General features: G+C 42.9%; 16 protein-coding genes. 4 read left to right on the forward strand and 12 right to left on the reverse strand.

Translation table 11 applies throughout. The features are described 5' to 3' along the window. Window positions 1–17: 17 nt before the first annotated feature. Window positions 18–566: a helix-turn-helix domain-containing protein gene (locus tag AAC147_RS13960; RefSeq protein ID WP_047682150.1), complete on the reverse strand. Its 549-nt coding sequence runs from the start codon at window positions 564–566 to the stop codon at window positions 18–20. Window positions 567–668: 102 nt separating this feature from the next. Between AAC147_RS13960 and AAC147_RS13965 the strand changes: the two genes are divergently transcribed. Both AAC147_RS13965 and AAC147_RS13970 read left to right on the forward strand, forming a co-directional pair. Further along, window positions 669–1,334 (forward strand): AzlC family ABC transporter permease, encoded by a 666-nt coding sequence (locus AAC147_RS13965; protein WP_047682152.1) that lies wholly within the window; start codon window positions 669–671, stop codon window positions 1,332–1,334. Then, a complete protein-coding gene (locus tag AAC147_RS13970; protein ID WP_047682154.1) occupies window positions 1,334–1,657 on the forward strand; it encodes an AzlD domain-containing protein in 324 nt (107 codons plus the stop codon). The genes AAC147_RS13965 and AAC147_RS13970 overlap by 1 nt, the downstream gene beginning before the upstream one ends. A gap of 69 nt (window positions 1,658–1,726) precedes the next feature. On the opposite strand, the gene lpxM is transcribed toward AAC147_RS13970, so the two are convergent. The 3 genes from lpxM to znuA form a co-directional block, all read right to left on the reverse strand. After that, window positions 1,727–2,695, reverse strand: a complete 969-nt coding sequence (gene lpxM, locus AAC147_RS13975; protein WP_047682156.1) for a lauroyl-Kdo(2)-lipid IV(A) myristoyltransferase — start codon at window positions 2,693–2,695, stop codon at window positions 1,727–1,729. Between the two features lie 156 nt (window positions 2,696–2,851). Beyond that, window positions 2,852–4,174 carry a murein DD-endopeptidase MepM gene (gene mepM / locus AAC147_RS13980; RefSeq protein WP_047682158.1) on the reverse strand — a complete coding sequence of 441 codons (1,323 nt, stop codon included), beginning with the start codon at window positions 4,172–4,174 and terminating at the stop codon, window positions 2,852–2,854. Window positions 4,175–4,194: 20 nt separating this feature from the next. Continuing rightward, entirely contained in the window at window positions 4,195–5,151 is a 957-nt protein-coding gene (znuA, locus tag AAC147_RS13985; protein ID WP_047682160.1) for a zinc ABC transporter substrate-binding protein ZnuA, read from the reverse strand. Between the two features lie 92 nt (window positions 5,152–5,243). Between znuA and znuC the strand changes: the two genes are divergently transcribed. Both znuC and znuB read left to right on the forward strand, forming a co-directional pair. After that, on the forward strand, window positions 5,244–5,999 hold the full coding sequence (gene znuC, locus AAC147_RS13990; protein ID WP_047682163.1) for a zinc ABC transporter ATP-binding protein ZnuC: 756 nt from the start codon (window positions 5,244–5,246) through the stop codon (window positions 5,997–5,999). Continuing rightward, the gene (gene znuB / locus AAC147_RS13995) at window positions 5,999–6,784 is read left to right on the forward strand and encodes a zinc ABC transporter permease subunit ZnuB (protein WP_047682165.1); all 786 of its coding nucleotides are present in this window, start codon (window positions 5,999–6,001) and stop codon (window positions 6,782–6,784) included. The genes znuC and znuB overlap by 1 nt, the downstream gene beginning before the upstream one ends. A 287-nt stretch (window positions 6,785–7,071) precedes the next feature. On the opposite strand, the gene AAC147_RS14000 is transcribed toward znuB, so the two are convergent. The 8 genes from AAC147_RS14000 to aspS form a co-directional block, all read right to left on the reverse strand. Beyond that, window positions 7,072–7,428 carry a hypothetical protein gene (locus AAC147_RS14000; protein WP_047682167.1) on the reverse strand — a complete coding sequence of 119 codons (357 nt, stop codon included), beginning with the start codon at window positions 7,426–7,428 and terminating at the stop codon, window positions 7,072–7,074. 354 nt (window positions 7,429–7,782) lie between these two features. Beyond that, window positions 7,783–8,166, reverse strand: coding sequence for a YgiW/YdeI family stress tolerance OB fold protein (locus AAC147_RS14005; protein WP_047682169.1), 384 nt, complete (start codon window positions 8,164–8,166; stop codon window positions 7,783–7,785). Between the two features lie 142 nt (window positions 8,167–8,308). Beyond that, window positions 8,309–9,316 carry a Holliday junction branch migration DNA helicase RuvB gene (ruvB, locus tag AAC147_RS14010; RefSeq protein ID WP_047682171.1) on the reverse strand — a complete coding sequence of 336 codons (1,008 nt, stop codon included), beginning with the start codon at window positions 9,314–9,316 and terminating at the stop codon, window positions 8,309–8,311. 16 nt (window positions 9,317–9,332) lie between these two features. Beyond that, complete coding sequence (gene ruvA / locus AAC147_RS14015) at window positions 9,333–9,950, reverse strand: Holliday junction branch migration protein RuvA (RefSeq protein ID WP_047682173.1); 618 nt, start codon at window positions 9,948–9,950, stop codon at window positions 9,333–9,335. Between the two features lie 79 nt (window positions 9,951–10,029). After that, complete coding sequence (gene ruvC / locus AAC147_RS14020; protein ID WP_047682175.1) at window positions 10,030–10,551, reverse strand: crossover junction endodeoxyribonuclease RuvC; 522 nt, start codon at window positions 10,549–10,551, stop codon at window positions 10,030–10,032. A 135-nt stretch (window positions 10,552–10,686) separates the two neighbouring features. After that, window positions 10,687–11,430, reverse strand: a complete 744-nt coding sequence (locus AAC147_RS14025) for a YebC/PmpR family DNA-binding transcriptional regulator (protein WP_047682259.1) — start codon at window positions 11,428–11,430, stop codon at window positions 10,687–10,689. Window positions 11,431–11,521: 91 nt separating this feature from the next. After that, window positions 11,522–11,956 carry a dihydroneopterin triphosphate diphosphatase gene (gene nudB / locus AAC147_RS14030; protein ID WP_047682177.1) on the reverse strand — a complete coding sequence of 145 codons (435 nt, stop codon included), beginning with the start codon at window positions 11,954–11,956 and terminating at the stop codon, window positions 11,522–11,524. Beyond that, a complete protein-coding gene (gene aspS / locus AAC147_RS14035) occupies window positions 11,956–13,725 on the reverse strand; it encodes an aspartate--tRNA ligase (protein ID WP_047682179.1) in 1,770 nt (589 codons plus the stop codon). The genes nudB and aspS overlap by 1 nt, the downstream gene beginning before the upstream one ends. Window positions 13,726–13,774: the final 49 nt, after the last annotated feature.

A 13,774-nucleotide genomic window follows, 5' to 3' on the forward strand; every position in this document is an offset into this window, starting at 1 on the left:
GTAGCGCGCAGAATATATTAATTTTGTTCAGCTACCAGAATCGCCTGTGTATCTGGCTCCAACGCTTCGAACACATGTTCCTGATCTGCCGGATAGCAGATGTAATCACCTTCATTTAATTCTTCTGGTGCTGCTGTTGGCCCGACGAATGCTCGGCCTTTAGTAATGATAATATGCTCCACCGAACCTGGTGGATGTGGCTTAGAAATACGATCTGCTCCCGGCTGAGTCATTAACATATAAATGTCACGACGCGCCCCCGGTGGGCAAGTTGCCAGTAAAACTACCTGATAGTTCGCCTGCTCTGCTGTTATTTTAGTACCCTCACCACGTCTAATCACCTGCGTTTTGTTACTTTGTGGCTCCAGCAAACGGGCAAAAGGAATATTCAACGCTACACACAATGCCCAGAGTGTTTCAAGACTGGGGTTCCCATTACCTGCTTCCAATTGTGACAACGTAGATTTTGCAATATCTGCACGCCGGGCAACCTCTGCCAGAGAAAGGCCAATGCGTGCACGCTCACGAGCTAAACTCTTCGCTATTATGCTGATTGGCTGTGTCATATCATGGCTCCAATGTTCATTAAAACGAACAAAATGTTCGTCTTGATTTGCATTTTCATTTTGTTCATTATAATGAAATTTAGTTCGGTATGGGAAAAATAGATGTCCACTCACCATTTCTTCTCCTGTCTGAAAGGAGACATTAAAAAATCGATATTTCTAGTTTGTCTGGCGGTAGGTGTGGTTGGTGTTTCTTACGGTTCACTGGCTACTGCTTATGGTTTTCCGTTATGGGTTCCTATTGCCTTATCTATATTAGTGCTGGCGGGAGCATCCGAATTTATGTTTATTGGTATTATTGCCAGTGGTGGTAATCCACTTGCAGCGGCTGCAGCGGGCTTATTGGTGAATGCTCGCCATTTACCCTTTGGGGTGGCTGTGCGCGAATTAGTCGGAAATCACATGGCAAAGTTCTTAGGCTGCCATATTATGAACGATGAAAGTGTGGTATTCGGAATGTCACAAGCAACTCCCGAACAACGTAAAGCCGCATATTGGCTATGTGGTATCGGTGTCACCATATTCTGGCCACTCGGTACTCTAATTGGCAGTACGGTTGGCAAATTTATTCCTACACCAGAGACTATCGGTCTGGATGCTGTTTTCCCGACAATTTTGCTGGCAATGGTGATCCCTTCATTCAAAAATAAAACCTCGCTTATTCGCGCTTCTAGTGGCGCAGCAATTTCGCTCTCTGCCATACCTTTCGCACCCGTGGGCTTACCGGTATTACTGTCACTACTGGGCTTACTGACAAGGAAAAAATAATGGCAAACTATACCCTGATTATTATTGGCATTGCGATTCTGTCACTAGGTACTTATTTAATGCGCTTCGGTGGAGCAAAACTGGGGAACAGGCTTGCATTATCTGAACGTTCTCAGGCTCTTCTTTCCGATGCTGCAACCACGTTGTTGTTCTCTGTAGCACTTGCTGCCACTTTCTACGAAGGTGAACATTTTGCTGGTATGGCACGCGCAATAGGTGTTGCTATTGCAGTATTTCTTGCCTGGAGAAAAGTACCACTGATTATAGTGATTCTGGCTGCCGCGCTCATAACGGCACTACTACGCTATACGGGAATAAACTAAAAAGTGCATGTGCATGAAGCAGATGTAAAAATTCAGGGGGCAATATATTGCCCCCTTTCAATGACCAGATCAGAGATCATTCCTTTTATAAGGCTCGATATCCCCTTCTTTCCGTGTCTTGAGTAGTTTCAATATCCAGGTATATTGTTCCGGGTTAGGCTTTACCAATTCTTCCAACTCCTGATTCATACGACGGGCAATATAAGCATCATCCTGTCCTGCGATATCATCCATAGGTGGGCGAATATAAATATCTAACTGATGAGTTTCACAATTATAAACCGGGAACAGAGGAACAATGGCAGCCTTACAAACTTTCATCAAACGACCGACAGCAGGCAACGTTGCTTTATAAGTCGCAAAAAAATCAACGAACTCGCTGTGCTCTTCGCCATGATCTTGATCAGGCAGATAATATCCCCAGAATCCCTGACGTACTGATGCAATAAAAGGCTTTATTCCCGCATCACGAGAATGAAGACGTCCACCAAAATGGTAACGAGCCTTGTTCCACAGATAATCTGCTACCGGATTGCTCTGATGGTGAAACATTGCTGATACTGTCTGCCCACGAGCGGCCAATAACATAGCAGGAATATCCACCGCCCAACCATGTGGCACCATAAAAATCACATTCTTACCCTGTTCTTTTAAAGCGTGAATGATCTCCTCACCATGCCACTGAGTTCGCTTAAGCGTAGACACTGCACCTCTCAAATAAAGTTCCGCCAGCATGACAAAAGATTGTGGTGCGGTGGCAAACATCTTATCGATTAATATTTCACGCTGCCGTTCCGACAGTTCAGGAAAACAATACAGGAGATTAATTTTCGCTCTGCGCCGGGCACTTTTTGCCTTTCTGCCTGCCCAGATACCAATTCTGGCCAGAAAGGGATCACGCCATTTAACCGGGATATAAGCCAACCCCGCTAATATCCCTACACCAGCCCAAAGCCCCCAATAACGAGGATGCAAATAAGATAAATGAAACGTTGGGATGTAACCCAATTTACTATCTGTATCTTTCTCTTTATTCATGAGCTAACTCTGGTGGTTCCAACATAGACTACCAATACCCGCTTTCAATGTCTTTTTTCCTAATATATTTGTTCCAAAGTATGTTCTTTTTCAGCAAAAATAACATAAAGCGGATGATACCAATCATCCGCTTTATGTGTTAGTAACCTGAACTTTTTAATTCAACGACAGTTTCGGTTTAACTTCTTTAACCATCGCAATATATTCCGAACGTTCTTTACCACTTAATCCGCCCGAACGAGGCAGTTTTGCAGTAAGTGGATTAACCGGTTGCTGATTATCCCAAAACTCAAAGTGTAAGTGAGGGCCTGTTGAACGACCCGTATTACCTGACAAGCCGATACGTTCCCCACGTTTCACTTTCTGACCTGGTTTCACCAGCAGTTTTCTCATATGCATATATCGGGTTGTATATTGACGACCATGTCTAATAGCAACAAAATTACCTGCGGCACCATCAAACTTGGCAACGATGACTTCTCCATCACCAACAGCCAGAACAGGTGTTCCTACTGGCATAGCAAAATCAACCCCTTTATGGGCTGTAACCCGTCCTGTAACAGGATTTAAGCGACGAGGATTAAAAGGAGAAGATACCCTAAATTGTTTTGTTGTTGGAAAACGTAAGAATCCCCGTTCCAAACCTGATGCATTACTATCGTAGAAGCGACCATCTTCTGCACGGAATGCATAATAATCATTACCGCCACTTTGCAAACGAACACCCAATAGTTGGCTCTGTTCACTTTTCCCATCAAGCATTTCACGAGACATCAATACAGAAAACCGATCACCTTTACGTAACCGACGGAAATCTATCTGCCATTGTAATGCTTTGGTCACTTCCCTTACTTCACTACTGGTTAAACCCGCCGACACAGCACTTCCCGTGAAACTGCCATCCACAGCACCGGTAATGACACTATTTATCCATTCTCCCTTCTGATATTCCTTTGTCTCTTTGAAAACATCACCTTCACGGGTATAAATACGCGTTTCACGACGCGACACTCCCCAAGTTAACATTTTCAGACTGCCATTATCGTCAATAGTCCATGATAATGACTGACCAATACTTAAATCACGCAGAGCTTTATTTTGATTTGCTAACAAAGCGACATCAGACGAATCTATACCAAACTGGTTTAAAATTGAACTTAGAGTATCACCACTGGAAACAACGTACTGGTGGGGAATATTTGCCGTTGTATCAGTGCCACTCTCCTCATCCCTAATTCCCTCATCCGAGAATTGTTCATTACTATCACCTATCGTGTCATCTGTCGCATCAGGGATACTATCGGGCGTTGTGAGGATAATGTGCCCCGTTCTTTCCATTCTTTCTTCTTGTTCGTGATAAACAACCGGCCGCCACACAGCTACAGCCAAAGTAACCAAAGTCAGAGAGCCGAGCATGATTTTGTGTGGCTTAGGCAGGTTGTTATATACCAGAACGATAGTTTTAACTATCTGCTGCACTAATAAAATTCCTTATTATACTAATTCAGGCAGCCAAAGTATTGCTCCGACAGTTGAGTTATAAATTTCATGTAACTGTCTTTATTCAATACGATGCCACTTCCCAATGGGTCGAGTGTTCCAATACGCACATTAGTACCTTTTGCTACGGCATGAATGACGGCTGGCCTGAATTGAGGTTCAGCAAAAATACACTTTGCTTTTTGCTCAACCAATTGTGTTCGTATGTAATGTAGTCTTTGCGCACCAGGTTGTATTTCAGGGTTCACAGTAAAAACACCCAATGGTGATAACTGATAGTGTGTTTCAAAGTAACCATAAGCGTCATGAAAAACGAAATATCCCTGTCCTAGCACGGGTTTCAGAATATGGGTAATATTCTTGTTAGTTTGTACAAGCTGTCCATTGAATTTACGTAGGTTTACTTCTAGTTGTTGTTTCTGTTGAGGATACAGCTCAACAAGCCGGGAATATATCGCCTGAGCGGCTTTCTCCGCAATTTCTGGTGATAGCCAAATATGCATATTATATTGGCCGTGGTGGTGATGTTCGTGATCGGTCTCATGTTTATGCTGATTCGATTCATTTGAATCATGTTCACCTTCGCTATTTTTCAGTAATAGAGGTTTAATAGTAGGTAAATCCGCCAATTCCAATTGTTTATTCTGTGCAATTTTTTCTACTGGCTTTGCTAAAAATGTTTCCATATCTGGTCCAATCCAGACAACCAAATCCGCCTGATTAAGTTTGCGGATATCTGAAGGTCTCAAAGCGTAATCATGTGGAGAAGCTCCATCAGGTAAAAGCACCTGAGTATCTGTTACACCGTCAGCAATCGCGGCAGCAATAAAACCTAATGGTCGCATAGATGTGACGACATCTGCCTGAACAGAGTAATTAATACCCATTGTTAATACAGTAACCAATGCTACCTGACGAAAAAATGTATGCGCGTATTTTTGTGGTTTGTGTAACATAATATGAATATTCCATGCATTGAATCTAAAAATGTTATATTATAACACTCCATTGATTCTGCAAGACACTTTTAACATGTCTGTTATGTAACATGTCAACTATGATTACCCTAAAAAACATTACAGTTAAATTTGGTAGCCGCAAGGTATTAAACAATATCTCTTTCAACCTTACACAAGGTAAAATCCTAACGTTAATCGGCCCCAATGGAGCAGGTAAATCAACGTTAGTACGCATCGTTCTGGGTTTAATTCGCCCAACTTCCGGCACTATTGAACACAACCATACGTTAAGGATAGGATATGTCCCACAAAAACTTAATCTTGATCCCACCTTACCTTTGACCGTTAAACGTTTCATGATGCTAAAACCGGGCGTTAAATCAGCAGATATCATCCCTGTTTTGGAACGAGTCAACGCTACACATTTATTGCAATACCCCATGCAGAAGCTATCAGGCGGAGAAACCCAACGAGTTTTACTTGCCAAAGCGTTACTCAATCATCCTCAACTTCTGGTTCTTGACGAACCGACACAGGGTGTGGATGTGAATGGTCAGCTAGCACTTTATGATTTAATCAATCAAATTAGAACAGAACTTAATTGCGCTGTCCTTATGGTATCTCATGACCTGCACTTAGTGATGGCGAAAACAGACGAGGTTTTATGCCTTAATCAACACATTTGCTGTTCGGGTACTCCTGAAGTGGTATCCATGCATCCAGAATTTATTGCGATGTTTGGTCGTCATGGTGCAGAACAACTGGCAGTTTATCGCCACCATCACAATCATCATCATGATATAAGAGGAAAAATTATTTTGAAGAAGGGTGGAGAGCCACGTTAATGATCGAACTACTATTTCCGGGTTGGCTGGCCGGAATTTTATTGGCAATTGCCGCAGGGCCTCTTGGATCTTTTGTCGTTTGGCGCAGAATGTCCTATTTTGGCGATACACTGGCACATGCATCATTGCTCGGTGTAGCATTCGGATTTTTATTAAGTATTAATCCATTTTATGCTGTTATTGCTGTTACGCTGATATTAGCTGTTGTTTTAGTCTGGCTGGAAAAACGCCCACAACTCGCTGTTGATACCCTGCTAGGGATCATGGCCCATAGTGCCTTGTCATTAGGCTTAGTGGTTGTCAGCTTTATGACCAGTATTCGGGTTGATCTGATGGCTTATTTATTCGGTGATTTACTCTCTGTGACTTATGAAGATCTCTGGATGATTTCAGCAGGTGTTGCAACTGTTGCAGGGTTATTAGTATGGCAATGGCGTGCTTTACTGTCGATGACGGTCAGTCAGGATCTGGCTTTCGTGGATGGCATTAAAATTCAACGGCTGCGAGTACTGTTGATGTTGGTGACAGCTCTGACTATTGGGCTGGCAATGAAATTTGTCGGTGCACTGATTATCACCTCTCTGTTAATTATTCCCGCCGCTACCGCCCGCCGTTTCGCTCGTACACCTGAACAGATGGCAATTTTCGCCATTGGTATAGGTATGTTCTCTGTTACTGGCGGACTGACTTTATCCGCGTTTTATAACACACCAGCAGGGCCTTCTGTTGTACTTTGTGCTGCCGTGTTATTTGCATTGAGTTTAACGTGTAAAGTAAGAAGTTAATCATTCAGGTTAATAGAAAAATCTCGCTTCTTTGTTTAGATAAACACAAGGGTTATGATCTTAATGATGATGACCCTTTTTTTAAGACCAAATTTCAAGATAAAAAGTATCGACATAACAAGATATTAATATTAAAACGTAGGTATCTAAGCTGCTAATCAGCTTTGGCATTATTCACATTGCTATGATCATCTGTAAATAATTATTGATATATAGAAAAGTTAAAAACCAGTATTTTATCAATATGCTGGTTTGACAAAGAACATTTCGTGCAAGTTTATAGCAAATTAATATACGATTGCCTTTATATAATGCGCTTCGAGTTTAATTTTTACGGTTTTTCCTTGAACAAAGGCATCATGAACAACTTCAGCATGTCTTGCCTTTGATGCATCAACACTAACACATCCTATATCATTTGATTCTAATCCTACAAACCAATAAACATTTGTTCCCAAATGTTCTAAAGAAATCAAATAATCCAATTTCCCTATATAATTTCCAGAAGTCATTATTTTTGTACAGTGGAAATCAGGCGAAACAACACCTAGGTTTTCAGTTATTGCTTTCTCCATAGCCATCCCAGCGCCAGTAACCAGAGATAAAAACAATCCCGCAAGAACACTCACTTTTTTATTTATCATAGCAACCCCCTTATTTATATAAGTCAATCTTTTCAGACATCGACTAAGTATTATCCACACGATATCTGAATGCGCCATATTAAAATAAGGATAACATTGATAACTTAGCTCAGATAAAAGCCAGTTATAAAAACTAATTAGTAACCACCAAAGAAATGAAAATTATCATAATAAGGTTTTCTTTATTTTAAAAACAAAAAACCTCGCAAATAGGTAATAATATCAATTTACTGATTGATGTATCATCTTCCTATTTGGGAGAGTATTCAAATGGCAAATATTGATATGGTTTATCCTTTTTACCATGCAAGTAAAAAGCCCCGCGAATGCGGGGCTGTATTTAAAATACCTGTGTTATTTCACAACGTGAATAACTTTGGCATCAATCTCAATACTGTTCCAGTCTTTGTCCACTTCACCTTCGATATGAACTTTATCGGTCGGAGTGACCGTCTGACCCAGCCAGATTTTGTCATCAATGTCAACGTAAACAGAACCACTGTTATCCCTGAATTCATAAAGTTCGTGGCCAATCTGTTTAACAATGTTACCTTCCAGCACAACCCATGAGTCATCATGAAGGGATTTTGCTTTCGCAACGCTGGTCAGGCCGAAAGTTGGACCTTTAAATCCTCCTTGAGAATAACCAGTGCTATCCGGGGAAACGAAACCGCCCTGCTGCGCTAAAGCATTAAAAGAAAAGAGGCTGAAAATAATAACGCTCAGTGTTTTTTTCATATGTTTCTCTTTGATTGTGTGTGCAAATAAAAAACCCCGCAATCGCGAGGCTTGAGAAGTCAAAAAACTGTGTGACTTTACTGCTACTTTCGTCACAATAGCATGATTTTTGCGTACATGTTAGTTATTTTTCAGGTAATTTTTACTCGCTTTCTTTACTTAAGCCAAAGTGTCGATAGGCATGATTGGTTGCAATACGGCCTCGTGGTGTGCGCTGAATGAATCCTTGCTGGATTAAGAAAGGCTCTAAAACATCCTCTATAGTTTCTCGCTCTTCACCAATTGCTGCGGCAAGGTTATCCAAGCCAACCGGCCCACCCATAAATTTATCAATAATGGCAACCAGTAACTTACGGTCGAGGTAATCAAAGCCCGCTGAATCCACATTCAGCATATCAAGGGCTTTCGCAGCAATGTCGCTGTTAACGGAACCATCACCTTTTACCTGAGCAAAGTCACGTACCCGGCGCAGTAAACGGTTGGTAATACGGGGCGTTCCACGAGAGCGCATCGCAATTTGTCTAGCTCCGTCATCTGAAATACTCAACCCTATATAACGGGCACTGCGGGAAACGATGCTTTGCAAGTCATCTACATTATAAAATTCAAGGCGTTGTACAATACCAAACCTATCGCGCAAAGGAGAAGTCAAAGATCCTGCGCGGGTTGTTGCACCAACTAAAGTAAACGGAGGCAGATCAATTTTGATTGAACGGGCGGCCGGACCTTCCCCAATCATGATATCCAGTTGATAATCTTCCATTGCCGGATAGAGAATTTCTTCTACAACCGGAGACAACCGATGGATTTCATCAATAAACAGAACATCATGAGGTTCAAGGTTTGTCAGCATGGCGGCGAGATCCCCTGCTTTTTCTAATACCGGCCCTGAAGTTGTGCGGAGATTTACACCCATTTCGTTGGCAACAATATTTGCCAGCGTGGTTTTACCCAATCCAGGAGGACCGAAAATCAGCAAATGATCCAGCGCGTCTCCCCGTTGCCGCGCAGCCTGAATAAAGATCTCCATCTGCTCACAAACATGAGGTTGACCAACATATTCAGACAGCAATTTAGGCCTGATAGCACGATCAATAGCTTCATCATCTTGCAGAACTTCTGCTGAGACCAGACGGTCAGCTTCAATCATCACTTAACTCCTGCAATTACAGAGCCGCACGAAGCGCTTCTCGGATAAGAGTTTCACAATCTGTACCCGGTTTAGCAACTTTGCTAACCATCCGGCTGGCTTCCTGCGGTTTATACCCCAATGAAACTAATGCTGCCGCTGCTTCTGCTTCAATATCAGCATCAGAATTAGCCGCCTGAGTTGCCGCTGGCAAATTAATGTCACTATTTTGGTTAAACAGATCGCCCTTAAGCCCTTTAAAGCGATCTTTCATTTCTACCACTAACCTTTCCGCTGTTTTTTTACCCACTCCCGGTAGCTTAACCAGAGAAGTAATAGCTTCCTGCTCAATGGCTGTCACGAATTGTTGGGCAGACATACCAGAAAGGATCGCCAGTGCCAGTTTCGGCCCGACGCCATTGACTTTAATCAGTTCGCGGAAAAGTGCTCGTTCTTGCTTATCATTAAAACCATATAATAATTGAGCATCTTCACGCACAATAAATTGAGTAAATAAAATAGCTTCCTGGCCGATTTCAGGTAGTTCATAGAAACAGGTCATTGGCATATGAACTTCATAACCTACACCATTCGTTTCCAATAAAACCAATGGTGGCTGTTTTTCCAATACAGTTCCTCTCAAACGCCCTATCACTACTTACCCCCTGAAAATAAAATAAATGATTCGATACAGCTTATAGCATAAAAAAAACTGGACGTATATCCAGGCAAGGCTATTTCAGACGCCCTCGCGTCAAATTTAACCGTGGATCGCCTACACGGAGTAAATTCTGGCTCAGATGACAATGTGTAATTGCAATCGCTAAAGCATCTGCCGCATCAGCCTGTGGATTAGCTGATAGTTTCAGCATCGAACGTACCATATGCTGAACCTGGCTCTTATCTGCTGCACCAGTCCCAACAACCGTCTGTTTAACTTGACGCGCCGCATACTCAAATACAGGAATAGATTCATTAACCGCAGCCACAATCGCTACACCACGAGCCTGTCCCAGTTTCAATGCGGAGTCTGCATTTTTTGCCATAAAAACTTGCTCTATTGCAAAAGCATCAGGTTGGAATTGGGTAATAATTTCGGTAATACCTGCATAGATCCGCTGCAAACGACTGGGTAGATCATCAACTTTTGTTCGAATGCAACCACTACCAAGATAAATAAGTTGTCGTCCCTGCTGGCGGATAACACCATACCCTGTCACTCTGGAACCAGGGTCAATACCAAGAATAACCGCCATATCTATTTATTCACCTGCAGTATGGAATAAAAAAATGGAATAAAAAAAGTGGAACAAAAAAACATGGAATAAAACGTTAGAGAAAGTGCCCTGACACGAAGTACACTTTCTCTACGCTGTGAATCCTGATGTTGATTACAGCAGAGCTGCAACTTCATCAGAGATTTCACCATTATGGTAAACCTCTTGAACGTCGTCAGAATCTTCAAGCATATCAATCAGACGAAGCAATTTAGGCGCAGTTTCCGCATCCAGTTCCGCTTTAGTAGATGGGATCATAGAAACTTCAGCAGAATCCGCTTTGAAACCTGCTGCATCCAACGCATCTTTAACATCACCAAAAGTCTCTGGTGTAGTGTAGACGTCGATAGCACCATCATCATAAGTTTCAACATCATCAGCACCTGCTTCCAAAGCCGCTTCCATTACAGCATCTTCATCCAGGCCCGGTGCGTAAGAAATCACGCCCTTTTTGGTGAACAAATAGGCAACAGAGCCATCAGTACCCAAGTTACCCCCCGTTTTGGTAAATGCGTGACGCACATCAGAAACTGTACGGTTACGGTTATCGCTCAGGCATTCGACCATTACAGCAGTACCACCCGGACCATAACCTTCATAAATGATAGTTTCCATATTATCTGACTCATCATTACCAACGCCACGGGCAATAGCGCGGTTTAAAGTATCACGAGTCATGTTGTTGGACAGTGCCTTATCGATTGCAGCACGAAGACGTGGGTTAGAATCAGGATCACCTCCGCCCAAACGTGCAGCGGTTACCAACTCGCGGATAATTTTGGTGAAAATTTTACCGCGTTTTGCATCCTGCGCAGCTTTACGATGTTTCGTATTAGCCCACTTACTATGACCTGCCATGAAAATATCTCCGATAAAACGTTTATTATCCTGCACATCCCAATCTGCTTGCTTTGTTTATTACAAATTGAAATCCATCAGGCTTGATAGACTAAATAACAAATTCTTCAATTGCCTGCCGATTGCTCCATGACTTAGTCAACTTAGCAGCCTCTTTCGCGACCAGCCATTGATAAGTCAGGTGCTCCGTCAGCAAAATTTCACGCTCCTCAGGTAACGCCAGCAAAAACCAATGTTCTTTGTTTCGCGTCACACCGGGAGCATATCGATAACGTAAATGTGAAAAAATCTCATAATAAAGACAGCGCTGGCAATCTATCAGTTCAAAATCCGCCCTGGCAATATCAATACCGATCTCTTCCTGTACTTCACGCAATGCTGCCTGATAAGGCGTTTCGTCCTCTTCCAGACTACCAGTAACAGATTGCCAGAAATCAGGATCGTCCCGCCTTTGTAACATTAGCACCCTTTTGCTGTCGGCAGCATAGATAACAACCAGTACAGATTCAGGGCGCTTATAATTCATTATTCGCTCTCTTTTTTAGTCACTGAAATAGCTAACTCTTCCAGTGCCGCCGGATTGGCGTAGCTTGGTGCTTCAGTCATCAAACATGCTGCCGCTGTTGTTTTCGGGAATGCGATAACATCTCGGATATTATCAGTATCCGTCAACAACATAACGAGGCGATCCAGACCAAAAGCCAGCCCGGCATGAGGAGGAGTACCGTATTTCAGTGCATTCAGAAGGAAACCAAATTTTTCCTGCTGTTCTTCTTCGTTGATACCCAAAATGCGGAATACCGCCTGCTGCATGTCATTACGATGGATACGGACAGAGCCGCCACCCACTTCATAACCATTGATAACCATATCATAAGCATTGGCGATGGCAGATTCCGGTTTGCTTTCCAGATCTTCGGCTGACATATCACGTGGAGAAGTAAATGGATGGTGCATTGCAGCCAGCCCACCTTCCCCGTCGTCTTCAAACATCGGGAAGTCAACGACCCAAAGCGGTTTCCAGCTTGCCAGATCAGTCAGGTTCAGATCACGGCCTAATTTCAGACGCAGTGCACCCATTGCATCAGTGACCATATTTTTCTGACCTGCACCGAAGAACAGGATGTCGCCATCCTGTGCATTAGTGCGGGACAACAGACCCTCAACCACTTCTGCAGACAGAAACTTAGCAATCGGGCTTTGGACACCTTCCAGACCTGCTGCACGATTGTTGACTTTCATCCATGCCAACCCCTTCGCACCATAGATGCCAACAAACTTACCGTATTCGTCAATTTGCTTACGGCTCAGTTCAGCACCACCCGGTACACAAATTGTTGCTACGCGCCCTTTTGAATCGTTTGCAGGTTCTGCGAAAACGGAAAATTCCACTTCCTTGACCAGATCAGCTACATCAACTAATTCCAGCGGGTTACGCAGATCCGGTTTATCAGAACCAAAGCGACGCATAGCTTCAGCAAACGTCATGATTGGGAACGTTCCTAAATCGACACTACGGACTTCCAGCCATAACTCACGGATCATTCTTTCCATGATTTCACGAACCTGCTCAGAAGTCATAAATGAGGTTTCGACGTCAATCTGAGTAAATTCAGGCTGACGATCTGCACGCAGGTCTTCATCACGGAAACATTTTACAATCTGATAATAACGGTCAAAACCGGACATCATCAGTAATTGTTTAAATAACTGTGGAGACTGAGGCAATGCATAAAATTTGCCTTTATGAACACGGCTTGGTACTAGATAATCCCGCGCACCTTCCGGTGTTGCTTTAGTCAGCATGGGTGTTTCCACATCCAGAAAACCCGCATCATCCATAAAACGACGAACAAAACCGGTGATTTTTGCTCGGGTTTTTAAGCGTTGTGACATTTCAGGACGACGCAGATCAAGATAACGATATTTCAGGCGCTGTTCTTCACTGTTATTTTGATTGCTGTCCAGTGGCAATGGCTCTGAACGGTTGAAGATTTCAAGGCATTCAGCGAAAACTTCAATTTCTCCTGTCGCCATATCTTTATTGATCTGGCTGTCAGGGCGAGCACGTACAGTCCCCGTAATTTGAATACAAAACTCATTACGCAGTTCAGAAGCCTGAGCAAATGCGTCTTTTTTATCCGGATCAAAGAATACCTGAACGATACCTTCGCGATCTCGCATATCAATAAAAATCAGGCCACCCAAATCACGACGACGGTTTACCCAACCACAAAGAGTCACTTTTTGGCCTTCATGGGCCCGGCTCAACTGCCCACAATAATTAGTACGCATACAATATCCTTTTACTCAGCTCGTTATGCATTCTGCTGCGGAAATTTTG

The sequence above is a fragment of the Xenorhabdus sp. NBAII XenSa04 genome (assembly GCF_963866145.1).
Lineage (GTDB): Bacteria > Pseudomonadota > Gammaproteobacteria > Enterobacterales > Enterobacteriaceae > Xenorhabdus > Xenorhabdus indica.